The organism is Sphingobium herbicidovorans (assembly GCF_002080435.1).
GTDB classification, from domain to species: domain Bacteria; phylum Pseudomonadota; class Alphaproteobacteria; order Sphingomonadales; family Sphingomonadaceae; genus Sphingobium; species Sphingobium herbicidovorans.
Genome location: NZ_CP020538.1, coordinates 1,036,148 through 1,053,881, shown reverse-complemented (window position 1 = coordinate 1,053,881; position 17,734 = coordinate 1,036,148). Strand labels below are relative to the sequence as shown.

Sequence of the window (17,734 nt, the reverse complement as noted above, 5' to 3'; positions counted from 1 at the left end):
ATTATTTCTCCAGTTCTGCTGCGATGAGCGCGGGCAGTTCAGCCCTCACGCCATCAATGATTTGGTGAGGATCGACACGCGCCTGGCGCGTCGTCGAGCGAATGCCGGTGAAAGCGATGAAGTTTTCGCGGAGCACGCGCCCGGTGCGGACACCGCCTCGCTTCGGCAGGCGGCGAGGGGAGGGGCGACCTTCCTGCCTGACCGTCACAGCAGGCACGATCAGGAGTACTTCCCCTGCGTGCTTGCCCGGGATCTTTACGAGCGGGCCTATGCGCTGCTCCAGCCCGGATGATTTCCAGTTGCCAGGTGTGACCCTGCGCCCGCCCTTTACCCGCCGCTGAAGTTCGGCGGAGGGGATCCAAAGCCATCCGCCGTTTCGCGGCCGGATGGTTGCCCCTTCGGTGTACGCTTCGATCGCGCCAACCGTTCGCGGGCTGCGGCTCTTCAAGTGAACGGCGCTGGAGGCGGAGACGTTGCCGGGCGAGCGGTGAAGCCGTCCGCCTTTGTCGAGGTCGGACGTGGCGTCGACGGCGTTGCCCAGCCGGCCGAGGCCAGCGCCTGACATAGCTTGGCGGATCCTCGACGTCGCGATCCGGCCTGCGCGATGACTAGCCTGCAACAGGGCGGCTTCCGCTTTTACGCGAATCCGGCGCTCAAGTTCGCGGAACTGAGACTGTGAAGGGCCGGTGATCGTCGGCTTGAACATGGCAATCGCTCCGCAAAAATGCGGCGCCATGACGGGATGATGGATGCGCTATGTGGGGACGGAAAGCAAGAACAATGGCCAAAATGCTGGGAAAACGGAAACGGGAAAAGAGGCGTCCCGAGTTGCATTATTACGATCTACATTTCGAGTTTCGGGCTCTGCTTCTCTATTCCCATCATATTGTCTTTCGACGTAAATGTAGGATAGGAGAGGCACGTGAACTGGGACAACGAACCTCCTCTCTACCGCACACTCTTTGCCTTCTTGGGAGCCATAATAGGTGGCTTCATGGTTTGGATGATTGGCGGCAGAGAGCTCCACGTCGTGCCTCTTGGCGTATCCTACGGGGATCTAGCCGCGATTGCGCTCACGGCAGTAACTGTGCTGCTTGCGGTGTTTGCTTTGGCCTGCGCCTTTGCGGCGCTCTACGGCTACCGTGAATTCATGAAGCGGTCAGCTGCAGTCGCTGCATCTGTCGCGGAAAAGAAGACGGAGGAGGCTGTTGAAGCTACTGTTGAATGACCTGCCCCCGCTGGCTCCCTCGATTTGATGTAGAGTCTGCCCCAACGAAGGAGCAGACGAATGAGGAAGAGCCGTTTCACCGAGGAGCAGATCATCGGCATGATCAAGGAGCAGGAGGCCGGGCTCCCCACGGCGGAGGTTTGCCGCAAGCATGGGCTGAGCCCGGCGACATTCTACAAGCTGAAGGCCAAGTACGGCGGCCTGGAGGTGTCCGATGCACGGCGGCTGCGCCAGCTGGAGGACGAGAACGCGAAGCTCAAGCGGTTGCTCGCCGAGAGCGTGCTGGACAACGCGATCCTGAAGGACCTGTTGGGAAAAGTCTGACGACGCCAGGCCAGCGACGGGACGCAGCGCTCGGCGTGATGCGGGACTACGAGGTCTCGCAGCGCCGGGCTTGCGGGCTGGTTGGCGTCGATCCCAAGACGGTCCGGCGAGAACGTCCGCCCGACCACGCCGAGATCCGCGAGGAGATGCGCGAGATCGCCGCTGCGCGTCGCCGGTTCGGTTACCGGCGCGTCGGCGTGATGCTCGAACGCAAGGGGCACATCATGAACCACAAGAAGCTCTACCGGCTGTACCGGGAGGAGGGTCTGTCGGTCCGCCGCCGGCGCGGGCGCAAGCGGGCTCGCGGCAGTCGAACGCCGATGCCGGTCCCGCTGCGGCCGAACGCCCGCTGGTCGATGGACTTCGTGGCCGATACGTTCGGCGCCTCCCGCCGGCTGCGCATCTTGGCGATCAACGATGACTTCTGTCGCGAAAACCTCTGCCTCGTAGGTGACACCAGCATCTCCGGCGTGCGGGTGGCGCGCGAGCTGGACACGCTGGTGCGGCTATATGGCAAACCGACTTGCATCGTCAGCGACAACGGGACCGAGTTCACCAGCCGGGCGATCCTGAAATGGGCGAGCGAGAACCGGGTCGAGTGGCACTACATCGATCCCGGCAAGCCGCAGCAGAATGCGTTCATTGAATCGTTCAATGGGTCGCTGCGCGACGAGCTCTTGAATGAGGAACTGTTCGACAGCCTTGCCGACGCCCGCCGCAAGCTGGCTGTCTGGCGCTATGACTATAACAACGTCAGACCGCACTCATCCCTGGGGAACCGAACACCGGCACAAGCGCGCCGGGCGTTCCTGCAAAATGGAAGCGTCCCACCCGGCGCGCTTGTGCCGGTGGGACAGCACGAATATCAAACCGGTGGACTCTCGTTATGACCGCGGGACCAGCGGGGGGCAGGTCATGAAGCATACTTAAATCTGCATCTCGATAGGGATTTGACGCGGCGGGCTCAAACGATTGCCACGAGGGTTATCACTCCTGAATACCTTCGGGAGCGCATTATAGAGCAGATTGGCGTCGTGGCCCTTGGCAGTTTGCGAGATGAGAAATTCGACGCCGCAGCCGCGCTCGACGCGGCCGGACGCGAGGATGACGAACTCGAACAGCTCGATCGAGATGCGGCGGAGGAAGATGAACGTAAGGAAGGCCCTGAGATTCAATGATACAGGTCATTCCAGAAAGCCCGCAGTGGCGTCAGCTTAGCCCGAGTGTTCGGGCGTTGATTGAAGGCTTTCAGCGGAGCGCGCCTGTCGACCTCCAAGGCATTGCTCGCGCACTCGGGTTGGCGGTCAAAGCGGCTACTCTGCCTCCGGGAAAGTCTGGCGAGATCAGGCCGGATGGGGCCGGGGGCTTTGTCATCCGAGTAAATCGCCATGACAGCATCGGGAGGCAACGGTTCACGGTTGCACACGAAATCGCGCATTATCTTCTCCACGGGGATCTGATTGGGACTGGCATCTCTGACGATGCCCTATACCGCTCGAACCAATCGAGCGCCGTTGAAGCCGAGGCAAACCGGCTGGCATCAGATATTGTTATGCCGTCAGCATTAGTAGCGAACGCAGCGCAAGTTGCGCAGAGGGTAGGGGTGCAGGACCTCAACGCGCAACTGGCTGAAAGCTTTCAAGTCTCACCTGCTGCGATGAAGATTAAGATAGGGGGTTAGTAGAAGATGGCGCTTAGGCGGTTTGCGGAGGTGCCATATCTTCCGTTTCTCTCCATGCGACCGGCTGAGATGCGGGCGCTCCAAGAACTGCCGAACAAGACGAAGGATCGGTTGCTTCCGATCGTGCCGTTGCGGCCTTGGACAACCTCTTACCAGCTTCAGAATGCTCTGGATCGGTTGAATGAGGCTTACGGGGATCGGCCAACTATCCTGGCGGTAGGAGCAGAAGAGCCAACATCAAAGGCGCGCCCGGTGCACGGTGAACTCGCGGCCCTGCGACTTCCAGCCAATGGCTACTCCAATTGGTGCGATTTCATCAAATCCGTGGATAACGGTCACTTCATTCCTGCCGTTCAAATCGATGATGCGGCTGAAATCGGGGAGCAGGTAGAGTGCTTCTATGAATTAGGGCGCGGCCTGGTCGTAATAGTCCCCAAGCAAGGCTATTTGGCGCTCCCCGCACTGGCAGCAAGCATATCGGCTCGAACAGAAGGCGGGGTCGATACCTGCTTCGTCCTTGATGAGGGCATCTCTTCAAAAGAGCCGCTTCAGCGCGCTGTTTTTCTCGTTGAACATGTCAATGCTATCAAGAGCGCGTGCCCTCACGCTTGCATTTCCGTATCCGCATCATCGTTCCCGGACACATTTACCACGATCACCAGACAAGAGATCTTTGAGAGAACGATATTCGATCTGCTGATAGCGCAAGTCGGCCGAGATCGAATGATCTACAGTGATCGGGGAAGTGCTAGGGCAGAGCGGCAGCGGGGAGGTGGTGGCATCCCTGCGCCGCGCATCGACTACCCGCAGCCGGGCGAATGGCGCTTTTTCCGGAGCGAAGAAGAAGGTTTTGCTGGTTATCAGGAGCAGGCCCAAGCGCTGCTGAAGCTCAACCCCCCAATTTTTGACACGCTGCTCCGCGTTTGGGGAACTCAAATGATAGAGCGGACTGCGAGCGGCGATAGTGCGGCCATTAAAACGCCAGCACGCTCCACTGCTGTGCGCATCAACCTACATTTGCAGCGACAAACTTTCTTCAACGACCCGATCGGCCTTTACGATACTGAAGACGATTGGGCGGGCTAAAGTGCTGGAGCGAGAGCGTTCATTTGCTGCGTCCATTGAAGCCACTTTTTACCCTCGGCCGCTGAGGCTTCTTGTGCGCGTTGCCGCTCGGGGTAGAAGCGGCTCAGCAGCCTGAGATCTTCTCTGCGTATGATCCGCCCTTTGACTGCATTCCAAAACGCTTCGCTTGTGCCTTGGTAGCGGCACCGGAATGCGGCTTCAAACTCGCTGCGATAGGGGTCATATTCGGCACTCGTCTCCTTCCGCCCCTGCGCAGCACGATAGGCACGGCGCTCTTCCTGAATGGTCAGCAGTCCGAGTAAGGTGTGGCCTGGTGCTCTAGTCATCGCTCCAGAGCGTATCTGACGATGAGTGCCGCGCGCTTCCTGCACCCATACCTCTGTCTGCTTGAGGTCGAGTTTGCTCAGGCCCCTCTCATGCTTAGGAGCAATGATCAGCATCGTCTGATCGAAGTACCGTGCGTACCCTTCCATTTGGCTGGGTAGGCGCTTTAGCGTATCTGCGGCACTCTTAATTTCAATCCCGCAGAACGTTTCGCCAAGGATCGCCAAGTCGGCCCGGATGCCCGTGCCGTTTAGCGAAAACTCGCTGGTGACAACGGGGAGGGGGCGACCCCGGCAGGCACGGCGCACCCACGATAGCGCTTCCACCTTGATGTCGATCTCGTCCATGCACACCCTCTTGCGCGGGCCAATGGCGACCATTGGAATGTGTGTCAACTCGAGCTGAGAAAGTGACGGTTGCTGACGTGATTGTCCAGCGCCACTGCGAACAGACCGAAGCCATGGCCACCCTGGCGCGTTGCCACCACGGCAATCGGGTGAGGGAACAATCTCTTAGGCTTCCTCGGCTATGCCCATCCGCCCAACATCGAAGGGCCTACATCCACGATGACAATCCAGTATGACGAGGAGCGCCTAAATCATTTCCTCTCACTCCTCGCAAAGCGCAAGGTGCATGAGGCAAAAGGTTGGGTGGGCGCTGTCCCATCGGCTTGGGCAGCGACGGCTATTGGCGGAGGACTGGAGCGCTGGTCAGAGGCGATGTGCCGTGGCTGCCTGCGATCTGCGCTGGAGGCGGAGACCTCCCCCTTGGCGCGCGCGATGCTCGTCTTGTCTTGGGGAGGAATGCGCACCCGCAATGCCGGGCTGCTGCTCAACGATCGGTCGAGCCAATGGCTCACCTTGATCGATCGTATGTGGAACGGAGACCTAGATGCGACCGCCGCCTATGCCGAGTTCAGCAGCCTTCGCAGGGCGCCCGTTGGTGCACGCAAGGGGCTACCAGGCATGGGTCCAGCCTACTTCACCAAGCTGATCTTCTTCCTCTGTCGGGACAACCAACCTGGCTACATCATGGACCAGTGGACGGCATGCTCGGTTAACCTGCTGTGCGGGCAGGACGTAGTGCTGACGGACGTCCACAAGAGTTGGAACCGAAGCGGGCGGCTGGTCGAGGGCTACACCGTTAGCGACCAGAACAGCGCAGATAACTACCGCGCCTTCAACGCTGTGATCGAGGATCTCGTCACGCGGTCGAATGCGGAAGACGGCGAAGAGATCGAACTCGCCCTGTTTGACCAAGGGCACGGCAAGGGGAAATGGCGCAACTATGTCGTTCAGCATCGACAAGCACCTTACGACGGTCGGCTGCGAAAGGTCATTGAGGACAGCGAAGGAGACGGCAGCCATGTGTCAAAGGAGCGGAGCCAGCCTTCCTGTCGCTGCCGGACCGAGTCAGTCGAACCGGCGGTGGCGGGCTGAAAATCGCGGGTCCTACCCAGCGGATCCGCGAACTTAAAGCGGTGGTGGACCGCATTTGAGGCACCTGTGTGTGGATGGCAGCACGGGCATTGATAGAACTTCGACTCTGTGCCCAACTCGGCGCTCGCGAGAATGCTTAACGGCCATCACTCCTTTCGGTCCTCAGTTCGGTCGAGGCCTTCAAACATCAGCTCGCTGCCTTTTGCAGCAGCCTCGAGACGGCGGAGGCACGACAGCAGATATGGATCTTTGGGCCAGTCATCCGGCGCTATGTTCGCGATGCGGCGGGATATCACCTCCGCGTCAGCCAGTTCGTTCAGGGTCGATACGTCTACAGTATAGCCTGGGGGCACCATCAATGAGGCAAAGGTCGACAATGCTTCGGCGCCATCCAGCTGAGCTAAGAAATTGGCTTTGAGCTCATCATCCCAGAGATCAAGGTTTGAGATCGCAAATATCGCCTCTGAATTTGGTAGCCGCCGAAGAGCCGTGCCTTCCATCACCGCATCCCTATAGCGCGGTATTTCGCGAGAAATGAAAGATTCAGTCTCTTTCCGGCCTAAAGCAGCCTTGTACCGTTCGCCCCTGGAATGTTTGGTGAGGCCGTGAGCAAACATCTGCTTCCGCAGGATTGCTGGCCCTAAAACCAGGTCTCCCGAATCCATCAGAGCTTCCATGATGGTTTCCACTCTGTGCCCCTGCGAATCATCCCGCATAGCTAACTGTATAACACTGCTGGTTGCGTCCTCCGCGATAGCGCGCCGCTCGTCTGCTCCAGTTGCCCAATCCGAAGGCCGGCGGAGTAAAGATGCTAGCGTCGGCCAAAACAGGCTGTCTCGCGTTGGGTCAAGTGAGCGATAAAGGTCGTCGGCTCGATCGAGGAAGGCTCGAAGGCGCCCTTCCTTTAATAGCTCAGTTAAGGCCCGCTCGAGTGATGCGGGATCAGTGAGGTTCCAGACTCGTTCAACCTCGGTGCGAGGTAACATGTCTGGTGGATTTCCGAGGTAAAGCAGGCGGACAAGGTTCCTTCGATGCCCAATTCTGTTTGGCTGCTCCGCATGTGACTCTGAAAATCGAGGAAACAGAAGTCTCAGCAATGGCTCTAAGCTTGTCGCTTCGGGCCCGAGTACCTCAGATACCGTTTGCGAAGCCTCTTTGTTCATTCGTCTCACGACCCGGTCTACCATTTCAGCTTCACTTGGATCGTCGACGACGGCGTTAATGTCCGCAGCTATCCTCGCCCGGAGGCCTGGCGCTTTGGTGGCAATCCACGAGTAACCCAAAACATCGAAAGGGCATACTTCGCCTCGAACAGCGGCTTCTAAAATGGCATAGGCGCCGATGAGCCGCTTCACGTCTCGCGGGGTCTCTATAAGCTTGATTAGCATCGCCAGGATATCCTGCTCGTGCTTTTCCTCAGCCTTACTCAACTGTAACCCGTGGCTCCGGAGGGCAGAATCGACCAACAGCTGGACATCGTTCGCAAACAGCGGCCGCAAAGGAATTGGATACTGAACGATTTTCTCCAAGTAGGCTTCTCCGCGCTTGTGGTCGCCGCGCCCAAGAGCCTCTGTGACTCTCTTTGGATCGTACGCGACGAGGTATGACACTCCCTTGATATCCCCGATCGCTTTGATCAGCTGAGCAACGGCACGAACTTCTTCGTCTTCGACCCGGTCGAGCTCATCAACTAACACTACGATCGCTGAGTTACTCTCCTTGAGCTTCTTCTCAAGAGACCGCCTCTCCTGCTGGGGTGAGCGGTCCGCAGGCTTTTTGATTGCCGCCCGCAGTCTGTCCTTCCATTTGGTCCATCCGGTTGTCGCGGCGCCACCACCGCCATGCAGATCGATGAATGCTGCGCTGGCATGCGCAGCGAGGTCGATTGCGCCCCAGTACTGGTCGAGCGCTGCAACCATGCCTCGAGCGCTCTCGGTGCTGCTCCTACCCATTGCGTCACGGAGCTCGCTGAAGAAGCCGCGGAGCAGTTCGTCCCGACCGTTGAAGAGCCATGGATTGAAGAGGCAGACGATAACGCGATCCATAGAGCTGAGTTTGAGCTTCAGAAGGTTCAGAATGCTGGATTTGCCAAGTCCCCAGCTACCGGTAAGGCCGACCACGTAGCCGCGCGCTCGCCTAGCCGTTACGCGGCCATTGGGATCAACTTCATCGCGGACGAGTGAGCGGATCAAGCTTTCAACGAGTGCGCCCCTATCCAAGGCGTCATCATTCTGACGCTCGATTGGTCGATCTTGAAAGCCGACATCGCCGTGGTGCATGATGATACAATCCTTCCCTCGCGTCCTATCTGCGGGCTCACCGCAGGAAGCATGCATATCTGCTAGCCATGAGAAGCCAATCCCAACAATGATCGACGCTCGCCGGTGACTCATCCCGCACGAATTACCCAAGCCGACATGGACCGCGCGCTGAAGGCTGTTAAGGCAGCCGGCATTTCAAACGTCCGTATTGTGATGGACCTGAATGCGCGCACCATCGAGATCATAATTGGCGAGGATGTGGCAACCAGACCGGCCCCCAACCCTTGGGACAGCCTGCTCAGCTTACCAAACGAGTGGGACAATGAATGACTGCTGAGAGCAGCAGCCGACCGTCGAACGTCGTGAAGAGGGCGGTTTCGAGCTCATTCTCATGTTGCATCCATGTTGCATGGAGCCGCCGGGAACGCTCAGAAATCCTAGGAAAATGGCGGAAATCGGCGGAAATCACATGCAACATGAAACTGCGGCAGTTCCGACATCTTTGCTCGCGTAAGCTGCTGATTTTATTGAAGAAGATTTGGATGCCCGATGAGGATTCGAACCTCAATTGACGGAGTCAGAGTCCGTAGTCTTACCTTTAGACGATCGGGCATCGAAGCGGGGCATGCCCCGCTCGGGAGGCCGCAGATAGGCCGCTCGCCGGGATTGGTCAAGGGTCTTGCGATGTCCATTCATTGAAAAACCCGCCGAACACGATGACGCGTCCGGCGGGCTCTTTTCATCTTCCCTTGCGGGATCGATGGGCTTGGGAGCCGTTCCTGATGTAGGAAGCGGCGTCCCTTATTTCAAAGGTCTCAGTCGAGGTCCTGGGTGGTGAAGTCCTCACCCTGGACCGCGGCCAGCGGATCGTCACCGATCGCTGCTTCCGGGCCCTGCGCCAGTTCGGCGGCATGCTCGGCGGCAGCGGTCTTGGGCGCGATCAGGTCAACCTGGCTGGAGGCCCGCAGCGCGGCCCGCATCGCCGCATCACGCGACGAGGCGGCAACGCGCATGCGGTTCATGCCAGCGCCGGTGCCTGCCGGGATGAGACGGCCGACGATGACGTTTTCCTTCAAGCCAACAAGCGTGTCCTTCTTGCCCTGAACGGCCGCTTCCGTGAGAACGCGGGTCGTTTCCTGGAAGGATGCGGCCGAGATGAACGAGCGCGTCTGCAGCGAAGCCTTGGTGATGCCGAGCAGCACCGGCTTGCCTGCGGCGGGCTGGTAACCCGCCGGAAGTTTCGCGTTGATTTCGTCCATTTCCTCGCGATCGACCTGTTCGCCCACCAGCAGCGTGGTGTCGCCGGACTCGATGATCTCGACCTTTTGCAGCATCTGACGAACGATCGTTTCGATGTGCTTGTCGTTGATCTTCACGCCCTGCAAGCGATAGACTTCCTGGATTTCCGCGACCAGATATTCGGCCAGCGGCTCGATGCCGAGAACTTCCAGAATGTCATGCGGGTCGGGCGAACCACCGATCAGGTTGTCGCCGCGCTTCACATAGTCGCCTTCCTGAACGTCGATCACCTTGCTCTTGGGGATCAGATATTCGACCGGCTCGCCGCCATCCTCGGGATTGATGGCGATCTTGCGCTTCGCCTTGTAATCCTTGAGGAACTGGACGCGGCCCGACACCTTGGCAATGATCGCATTGTCCTTGGGCTTGCGGGCTTCGAACAGTTCAGCGACGCGCGGCAGACCACCGGTGATGTCGCGGGTCTTGGCCGCTTCACGGCTGACACGCGCCAGCACGTCGCCAGCCTGAACCTGCGCACCATCATCGACCGACAGGGTCGCACCCACCGCCAGCATGTAGCGGGCAGCTTCGCCCGACTCGTCGTCGAGCAGGGTGAGGCGGGGACGTAGATCCTCCTTGGTACGGGCGGAACCGCGATGTTCGGTGACGACGCGCTGGGCGATACCCGTCGCTTCGTCGGTCTGTTCGGTCAGCGTCTTGCCGTCGATCAGGTCCTGATACTTCACGATGCCCGGCTTTTCGGTAATCACCGGCATGGTGAAGGGATCCCACTCGGCGAAGCGCTCACCCTTCTTCACCGCGTCGCCATCTGCGAACAGGATGGTGGCGCCGTAAGGCAGGCGGTGCGTTTCGCGTTCGCGGCCCTCATTGTCGATGATCGCGATCTCGCCGTTGCGGGCGAGCGACAGGCGACGGCCATTCTTGTCCATGATGGTCGGCATGTCCCGCAGTTCGATCGTGCCGTCCGACAGGGCTTCCAGGTTCGACGTTTCGTTGAAGTTCGCCGCGCCGCCGATGTGGAAGGTACGCATGGTAAGCTGCGTTCCCGGTTCACCGATGGACTGCGCCGCAATGACGCCGACCGCTTCGCCGATATTGACCGGCGTACCACGAGCGAGGTCGCGGCCGTAGCACTTGCCGCAGACGCCCATCCTGCTTTCGCAGATGAGAGGCGAGCGGATTTTCACGGACTGCGTGCCGATGGCTTCGATCTGCGCCACCAGCGCTTCATCCAGCAGCGTGCCGATCGGCACGATGATGGCGCCATCCTTGCTGTCGACGATGTCCTGCGCCGTGGTGCGGCCCAGGATACGCTCGCCGAGCGAGGCGATGACGGAACCACCCTGGACGATGGCCTTCATCTCCAGCGCCTTGTCGGTGCCGCAATCTTCCTCGACGATGGTGCAGTCCTGGCTGACATCGACCAGACGGCGGGTCAGGTAACCCGAGTTCGCCGTCTTGAGCGCGGTATCGGCCAGACCCTTACGAGCGCCGTGGGTGGAGTTGAAATATTCAAGGACGGTCAGGCCTTCCTTGAAGTTCGAGATGATCGGCGTTTCGATGATCTCGCCGCTCGGCTTGGCCATCAGGCCGCGCATACCGGCAAGCTGCTTCATCTGGGCCTGGCTACCACGGGCGCCGGAGTGCGCCATCATGTAGATCGAGTTGATCTGCGCGAGGCGGCCGGTCTGCGGATCCTTGGGCTGGGCGCGGATTTCGTCCATCATGGCGTTCGCCACCACGTCGCCGCAACGGCTCCAGGCGTCGATGACCTTATTGTACTTTTCCTGCTGGGTAATCAGGCCGTCCTGATACTGCTGCTCATAGTCGGCGACCAGCGCCTTGGTTTCGGCGACGGTCCCTTCCTTCGAGTCCGGGATCACCATGTCGTCCTTGCCGAACGAAATGCCGGCCTGGAACGCGTGGCGGAAGCCCAGCGCCATGATGGCGTCGGCGAACAGCACCGTGTCCTTCTGACCCGTGTGACGATAGACCTGATCGATGACGTCACCGATTTCCTTCTTGGTGAGAAGGCGGTTGACGACGTCGAAGGGCACCTTGTGCGACTTGGGCAGACATTCGCCCAGCAGCATGCGGCCCGGCGTCGTTTCGAAGCGCTTCATATACTGATTGCCGGCTTCGTCGGTCTGCGGCACGCGGCTGATGATCTTCGAGTGCAGCGTGACGGCCTTGGCATAAAGGGCCTGGTGGACCTCCTGCATGTCCGAAAGCAGCATGCCTTCGCCCGGCTCGCCTTCGCGTTCCATGGACAGGTAATAGATACCCAGAACCATGTCCTGCGACGGAACGATGATCGGCTTGCCGTTCGCGGGGCTGAGGATGTTGTTGGTCGACATCATCAGCACGCGCGCTTCCAGCTGGGCCTCAAGGCTCAGCGGAACGTGGACGGCCATCTGGTCACCGTCGAAGTCGGCGTTGAAGGCCGAGCAGACCAGCGGATGCAGCTGGATCGCCTTACCTTCGATCAGCACGGGTTCGAACGCCTGGATGCCGAGGCGGTGAAGCGTCGGCGCGCGGTTCAGCATGACCGGATGCTCGCGGATCACTTCGTCCAGGATGTCCCAGACTTCCTTGCGCTCCTTTTCGACCCACTTCTTCGCCTGCTTCAGGGTCATGGACAGACCCTTGGCGTCGAGGCGGGCGTAGATGAAGGGCTTGAACAGTTCGAGCGCCATCTTCTTGGGCAGGCCGCACTGGTGCAGCTTGAGTTCCGGGCCGGTCACGATGACCGAACGACCCGAATAGTCGACGCGCTTGCCGAGCAGGTTCTGACGGAAGCGGCCCTGCTTGCCCTTGAGCATGTCGGACAAGGACTTCAGCGGACGCTTGTTAGCCCCGGTGATGACACGACCGCGACGGCCATTGTCGAACAGGGCGTCAACGGCTTCCTGCAACATGCGCTTTTCGTTGCGGACGATGATGTCCGGCGCGCGCAGTTCCATCAGGCGCTTCAAACGGTTGTTGCGGTTGATGACGCGGCGGTAGAGGTCGTTGAGGTCCGAGGTCGCGAAACGGCCGCCGTCCAGCGGCACCAGCGGGCGCAGTTCGGGCGGGATGACCGGCACGACGTCCAGGATCATCCATTCGGGGCGGTTGCCCGATTCCAGGAAGCTCTCAACGACCTTCAGGCGCTTGATGATCTTCTTGGGCTTCAGTTCCGACTTGGTGACGGCCAGTTCGTCCAGCAGCGCCTGCTTCTCGCCTTCAAGGTCGAGGTCCATCAGCATCTGCTTGACCGCTTCCGCGCCGATCCCGGCGGAGAAGGCGTCTTCGCCATATTCGTCCTGCGCGTCGAGCAGTTCGTCTTCGTTGAGAAGCTGGAACTTTTCGAGCGGGGTCAGGCCCGGCTCGGTGACGATGTAGGATTCGAAGTAAAGGACGCGCTCAAGCTGCTTCAACTGCATGTCGAGCAGCAGGCCGATGCGCGAGGGCAGCGACTTCAGGAACCAGATGTGCGCGACAGGAGCGGCCAGTTCGATATGGCCCATCCGCTCGCGGCGGACCTTCGACACCGTGACTTCGACACCGCACTTTTCGCAGACGATGCCCTTATACTTCATGCGCTTGTACTTGCCGCATAGGCACTCATAGTCCTTGATCGGACCGAAGATGCGCGCGCAGAACAGGCCGTCACGCTCGGGCTTGAACGTGCGATAGTTGATGGTTTCCGGCTTCTTGATCTCACCGAAGGACCAGCTGCGGATGCGCTCTGGCGAGGCAAGGCCGATCTGGATCTGGTCGAAGGTTTCCGGCTTCTGGACCGGATTGGCGAAGTTGGTCAGTTCGTTCATTTTTTCATTCCCTCATGAGGGCAAATCTTTGGAGCGAAGGAGGGGAGGAGCACTGCCGTTGTAAGGCAGTGCCCGCAGTTTCCCTTATTCCGCCGCCTGCGCGAAGCCGTCGTCATCCTCGGCGATCTCGTCCATCGCGGCGAGTTCGACGTTGAGGCCCAGCGAGCGCATTTCCTTGACCAGCACGTTGAAGCTTTCGGGGATGCCGGCTTCGAAGGTGTCGTCGCCCTTGACGATCGCTTCGTAGACCTTGGTACGGCCGACAACGTCGTCCGACTTCACCGTCAGCATTTCCTGCAGCGTGTAGGCGGCGCCATAGGCCTGGAGCGCCCACACCTCCATTTCACCGAAGCGCTGGCCACCGAACTGCGCCTTACCACCCAGCGGCTGCTGGGTAACGAGGCTGTAGGGGCCGATGGAACGCGCGTGGATCTTGTCATCGACCAAGTGGTGCAGTTTCAGCATGTAGATGATGCCGACAGTCACCTTGCGGTCGAAACGGTCGCCGGTGCGGCCGTCATAGAGATCCGACTGACCCGAAGTGTGCAGTCCGGCAAGCGACAGCATTTCCGACACGTCGGCTTCGCGGGCGCCGTCGAACACCGGGGTAGCCATGGGCACGCCGCGTTCAAGATGCTCTGCAAGGTCGATGATCTGTTCGGCCGTGCGGCCTTCGATCTGGTCGGCATATTGCGGGCCATAGGTTTCGAGCAGACGGGTCTTCACCGCGTCCGGCATCTCGCCGCCCTGCGCGTTCGGATTGGCCTCACGCCATTCCTCCAGCGCATGCTTGAGCTGCTGGCCCAGACCGCGCGCGGCCCAGCCAAGATGCGTTTCGAAGATCTGACCGACGTTCATGCGCGACGGCACGCCCAGCGGGTTCAGCACGATGTCGACATGGGTGCCGTCTTCCAGGAACGGCATGTCCTCGATCGGCAGGATGCGCGAAATCACACCCTTGTTCCCGTGACGACCGGCCATCTTGTCGCCCGGCTGCAGCTTGCGCTTCACCGCGACGAACACCTTGACCATCTTGAGCACGCCCGGGGGCAGCTCGTCGCCGCGCTGCAGCTTGTCGACGCGATCCTCGAACTTCTCGACGATCAGTTTCACCGCTTCGTCATACTGCGCCTTGACGGCTTCGATGCCAGCCTGACGGGCGTCGTCGGCAACCGCGAACTTCCACCATTCATGCCGCTCAACTTCGGCCAGCAGGGCCTCGTCGATCTCGACACCCTTCTTGACGCCCTTGGGAGCAGCCGTGGCGGTCTGGCCGAGCAGCATTTCCTGGAGGCGGTTGAAGGTCGCGCGGTTGAGGATGCCGCGTTCGTCCTCACGGTCCTTGGCGAGGCGGTCGATTTCCTCCCGCTCGATCGCCATGGCGCGTTCGTCCTTGTCGATGCCGTGGCGGTTGAACACGCGGACTTCCACGACCGTCCCGGCAACGCCCGGCGGCAGACGCAGCGAGGTGTCGCGCACATCGGATGCCTTTTCACCGAAGATCGCGCGGAGCAGCTTTTCTTCCGGGGTCATCGGCGATTCACCCTTGGGGGTGATCTTGCCGACCAGAATGTCGCCTGGCTCCACTTCGGCGCCGATATAGACGATGCCCGCTTCGTCAAGGTTGCGCAGCGCTTCCTCGCCGACGTTGGGGATGTCGCGGGTGATGTCTTCCGGCCCCAGCTTGGTGTCGCGGGCCATGACCTCGAACTCCTCGATATGGATCGAGGTGAAGACGTCATCCTTCACGATCCGTTCGGAGATCAGGATGGAGTCTTCGTAGTTGTAGCCATTCCACGGCATGAACGCGACGAGCGTGTTGCGGCCCAGCGCCAGCTCGCCGAACTCGGTCGAAGGACCGTCGGCGATGACGTCGCCAGCTTCGATCAGGTCACCCACCTTCACCAGCGGACGCTGGTTGATGCAGGTGTCCTGGTTGGAACGCTGGAACTTCTGGAGCGTGTAGATATCGACGCCCGATTGACCCGGTTCGATATCGCCGGTGGCGCGGATAACGATACGGGTCGCGTCCACCTGGTCGATGATGCCAGCACGGCGCGAAGTGATCGCAGCGCCGGAGTCGCGGGCAACCGTGCCTTCCATGCCGGTGCCGACGAAGGGCGCCTCCGCACGGACGAGCGGCACGGCCTGACGCTGCATGTTCGATCCCATGAGCGCGCGGTTGGCGTCATCGTTTTCCAGGAACGGAATGAGCGAGGCCGCGACCGACACCAGCTGCTTGGGGCTGACGTCCATCAGGGTGATGTGGTCCTTGGGCGCCATCAGGAATTCGCCCGCTTCACGCGCCGAGATCAGGTCTTCGGCGAGCGTCCCTTCCGCGGTCAGTTCGGCGTTCGCCTGCGCGATCGTGTGCTTGGCTTCTTCCATGGCCGACAGATAGACGACCTCGTTGGTCACCTTGCCGTCGATCACCTTGCGATAAGGCGTTTCGATGAAGCCATATTTGTTGACGCGGCTGAAGGTGGCGAGGCTGTTGATCAGACCGATGTTCGGGCCTTCGGGCGTTTCGATCGGGCAGATACGGCCATAATGGGTCGGGTGAACGTCGCGGACTTCAAAGCCCGCGCGCTCGCGGGTCAGACCGCCCGGCCCAAGCGCCGACACGCGACGCTTGTGGGTGACTTCCGACAGCGGGTTGGTCTGATCCATGAACTGCGACAGCTGCGAGGAGCCGAAGAACTCACGAACTGCAGCCACGGCGGGCTTGGCGTTGATGAGGTCGTTGGGCATCACGGTCGACACATCGACGGACGACATGCGCTCCTTGACCGCACGTTCCATGCGCAGCAGGCCGACGCGATACTGGTTTTCCAGCAGCTCGCCCACCGAGCGGACGCGGCGGTTGCCGAGATTGTCGATGTCGTCGATCTCGCCCTTGCCGTCCTTCAGGTTCACCAGTTCCTTGACGACCGCGAGGATGTCCTCGGTGCGCAGGGTGGTGACGGTGTCCTCGGCATCAAGGTCGAGGCGCATGTTGAGCTTCACGCGGCCCACGGCCGAGAGGTCATAGCGCTCGGGATCGAAGAACAGGCCGGCGAACAGCGCTTCGGCGGTTTCCTTCGTCGGCGGTTCGCCGGGGCGCATCACACGATAGATGTCGGCCAGCGCCTGGTCGCGTTCCTCGGCCTTGTCGGCCTTCAGCGTGTTGCGGATCCAGGGACCGGTGGTGACATGATCGATGTCGAGCAGTTCAAGGCGGTCGATGCCCGCCTTGTCCAGCTTTTCAAGGTTTTCGGGCGACACTTCGTCACCGGCTTCGATGTAGATTTCGCCGGTGCTCTCGTTGATGAGGTCATAGGCGCTGTAGCGGCCATAGACTTCCTCGGTCGGGATCAGCAGGGTTTCAAGCCCGTCCTTCTCCGCCTTGTTGGCGGCGCGGGGCGAAATCTTCTGGCCCGCGGCGAACACGACTTCACCCGACTTGGCATCGACGATGTCGAAGGCGGGCTTCTGACCGCGCCATGCTTCGGCGGTGTAGGGGATCTGCCAGCCGCCTTCGCCACGGACGAAGGTGACCTTGTTGTAGAAATAGCCGAGCATGTCCTCGGGCGTCAGGCCCAGCGCATAGAGCAGCGCGGTGACCGGCAGCTTGCGCTTGCGGTCGATGCGGACGTTGACGATGTCCTTGGCGTCGAATTCGAAATCGAGCCATGAGCCACGGTAAGGAATTACGCGGGCGGCGAAGAGATATTTGCCCGACGAGTGGGTCTTGCCACGGTCGTGGTCGAACAGCACGCCCGGCGAGCGGTGCATCTGCGACACGATGACGCGCTCGGTTCCGTTGACGATGAAGGTGCCGTTGCCGGTCATGAGCGGCATGTCGCCCATGTAGACGTCCTGCTCCTTGATATCGAGCACGGAACGGGTTTCGGTGTCCTGATCGACTTCGAACACGATCAGGCGCAGCGTGACGCGCATCGGCGCGGCGTAGGTGATGCCGCGCTGACGGCATTCCTCGACGTCATACTTGGGCTCTTCCAGCTCGTAATGGACGAAGTCCATTTCGGCGGTGCCAGCAAAGTCGCGGATCGGGAAGACCGAGCGCAAGGTCTTTTCGAGGCCCGAGACATAGCCGATCGACGGGTCCGAGCGGAGGAACTGTTCGTAGCTCTCCCGCTGAACCTCGATCAGGTTCGGCATCTGGACGACTTCGTGGATGTCGCCGAATACCTTCCTTATGCGCTTCTTAGCGCCGGTATTGCTGATCGTGGGGAGAGCTTTGGTCGCCATTGCGTTTCCTGCCTGTAAGTCGTCGCGTTTTTTCGCATCACAGCGAAATTTTCAGCCTGACGCGGCGG

At 60.3% G+C, this 17,734-nt stretch carries 12 protein-coding genes and 1 tRNA gene; 7 read left to right on the top strand and 6 right to left on the bottom strand.

Annotated elements, in window-relative coordinates:
• Nucleotide 1: 1 nt before the first annotated feature.
• Entirely contained in the window at nt 2-736 is a 735-nt protein-coding gene (locus B6S01_RS05070; protein WP_037465985.1) for a hypothetical protein, read from the bottom strand.
• Nucleotides 737-922: 186 nt separating this feature from the next.
• On the opposite strand from B6S01_RS05070, the gene B6S01_RS05065 reads away from it, so the two are divergent.
• From B6S01_RS05065 to B6S01_RS05045, 5 genes are all read left to right on the top strand, one after another.
• Nucleotides 923-1,228, top strand: a complete 306-nt coding sequence (locus B6S01_RS05065) for a hypothetical protein (protein WP_037465989.1) — start codon at nt 923-925, stop codon at nt 1,226-1,228.
• A 60-nt stretch (nt 1,229-1,288) separates the two neighbouring features.
• Nucleotides 1,289-2,442, top strand: a protein-coding gene (locus tag B6S01_RS05060; protein ID WP_094182604.1) for an IS3 family transposase whose coding sequence is annotated in 2 segments (ribosomal slippage) — nt 1,289-1,547 and nt 1,547-2,442 — 1,155 coding nt in all. Because the reading frame shifts where the segments join, the coding sequence is not laid out codon by codon here.
• A gap of 60 nt (nt 2,443-2,502) precedes the next feature.
• Entirely contained in the window at nt 2,503-2,730 is a 228-nt protein-coding gene (locus B6S01_RS20980) for a hypothetical protein (RefSeq protein ID WP_156103299.1), read from the top strand.
• Nucleotides 2,727-3,233, top strand: coding sequence for an ImmA/IrrE family metallo-endopeptidase (locus B6S01_RS05050; protein WP_037461403.1), 507 nt, complete (start codon nt 2,727-2,729; stop codon nt 3,231-3,233). Before B6S01_RS20980 ends, B6S01_RS05050 begins: the two co-directional genes overlap by 4 nt.
• A 6-nt stretch (nt 3,234-3,239) precedes the next feature.
• Nucleotides 3,240-4,319 carry a beta family protein gene (locus B6S01_RS05045; RefSeq protein WP_037461405.1) on the top strand — a complete coding sequence of 360 codons (1,080 nt, stop codon included), beginning with the start codon at nt 3,240-3,242 and terminating at the stop codon, nt 4,317-4,319.
• Here the strand turns inward: B6S01_RS05045 and B6S01_RS05040 are convergent.
• Nucleotides 4,316-4,990, bottom strand: a complete 675-nt coding sequence (locus B6S01_RS05040; RefSeq protein ID WP_156103300.1) for a hypothetical protein — start codon at nt 4,988-4,990, stop codon at nt 4,316-4,318. The two genes, B6S01_RS05045 and B6S01_RS05040, sit on opposite strands and share 4 nt — an antisense overlap.
• Before the next feature lie 219 nt (nt 4,991-5,209).
• Here B6S01_RS05040 and B6S01_RS05035 point away from each other — a divergent pair, with 219 nt between their 5' ends.
• Nucleotides 5,210-6,082 carry an 8-oxoguanine DNA glycosylase OGG fold protein gene (locus B6S01_RS05035; RefSeq protein ID WP_037461414.1) on the top strand — a complete coding sequence of 291 codons (873 nt, stop codon included), beginning with the start codon at nt 5,210-5,212 and terminating at the stop codon, nt 6,080-6,082.
• Nucleotides 6,083-6,228: 146 nt separating this feature from the next.
• Here the strand turns inward: B6S01_RS05035 and B6S01_RS05030 are convergent, their stop codons facing one another.
• Nucleotides 6,229-8,361: a KAP family NTPase gene (locus B6S01_RS05030; RefSeq protein ID WP_037462194.1), complete on the bottom strand. Its 2,133-nt coding sequence runs from the start codon at nt 8,359-8,361 to the stop codon at nt 6,229-6,231.
• 138 nt (nt 8,362-8,499) lie between these two features.
• Between B6S01_RS05030 and B6S01_RS20975 the strand changes: the two genes are divergently transcribed.
• Nucleotides 8,500-8,673, top strand: coding sequence for a hypothetical protein (locus B6S01_RS20975; RefSeq protein ID WP_234810786.1), 174 nt, complete (start codon nt 8,500-8,502; stop codon nt 8,671-8,673).
• A gap of 209 nt (nt 8,674-8,882) precedes the next feature.
• On the opposite strand, the gene B6S01_RS05025 is transcribed toward B6S01_RS20975, so the two are convergent.
• The 3 genes from B6S01_RS05025 to rpoB all read right to left on the bottom strand — a co-directional run bounded on the left by B6S01_RS05025 (nt 8,883) and on the right by rpoB (nt 17,666).
• Nucleotides 8,883-8,956 (bottom strand) — tRNA-Gln (locus tag B6S01_RS05025).
• Nucleotides 8,957-9,158: 202 nt separating this feature from the next.
• On the bottom strand, nt 9,159-13,415 hold the full coding sequence (rpoC, locus tag B6S01_RS05020) for a DNA-directed RNA polymerase subunit beta' (protein ID WP_037461417.1): 4,257 nt from the start codon (nt 13,413-13,415) through the stop codon (nt 9,159-9,161).
• Between the two features lie 84 nt (nt 13,416-13,499).
• Nucleotides 13,500-17,666 (bottom strand): DNA-directed RNA polymerase subunit beta, encoded by a 4,167-nt coding sequence (gene rpoB / locus B6S01_RS05015; protein ID WP_037461420.1) that lies wholly within the window; start codon nt 17,664-17,666, stop codon nt 13,500-13,502.
• Nucleotides 17,667-17,734 lie beyond the last annotated feature (68 nt).

Excerpts from the sequence above, each read along its gene's own strand:
- B6S01_RS05045 (WP_037461405.1), top strand. The coding sequence starts at position 3,240 with ATGGCGCTTAGGCGGTTTGCGGAGGTGCCATATCTTCCGTTTCTCTCC.
- B6S01_RS05050 (WP_037461403.1), top strand. The coding sequence starts at position 2,727 with ATGATACAGGTCATTCCAGAAAGCCCGCAGTGGCGTCAGCTTAGCCCG.
- B6S01_RS05030 (WP_037462194.1), bottom strand. The coding sequence starts at position 8,361 with ATGCACCACGGCGATGTCGGCTTTCAAGATCGACCAATCGAGCGTCAG.
- rpoC (WP_037461417.1), bottom strand. The coding sequence starts at position 13,415 with ATGAACGAACTGACCAACTTCGCCAATCCGGTCCAGAAGCCGGAAACC.
- B6S01_RS05040 (WP_156103300.1), bottom strand. The coding sequence starts at position 4,990 with ATGGACGAGATCGACATCAAGGTGGAAGCGCTATCGTGGGTGCGCCGT.
- B6S01_RS05035 (WP_037461414.1), top strand. The coding sequence starts at position 5,210 with ATGACAATCCAGTATGACGAGGAGCGCCTAAATCATTTCCTCTCACTC.
- B6S01_RS05070 (WP_037465985.1), bottom strand. The coding sequence starts at position 736 with ATGGCGCCGCATTTTTGCGGAGCGATTGCCATGTTCAAGCCGACGATC.
- rpoB (WP_037461420.1), bottom strand. The coding sequence starts at position 17,666 with ATGGCGACCAAAGCTCTCCCCACGATCAGCAATACCGGCGCTAAGAAG.
- B6S01_RS20975 (WP_234810786.1), top strand. The coding sequence starts at position 8,500 with ATGGACCGCGCGCTGAAGGCTGTTAAGGCAGCCGGCATTTCAAACGTC.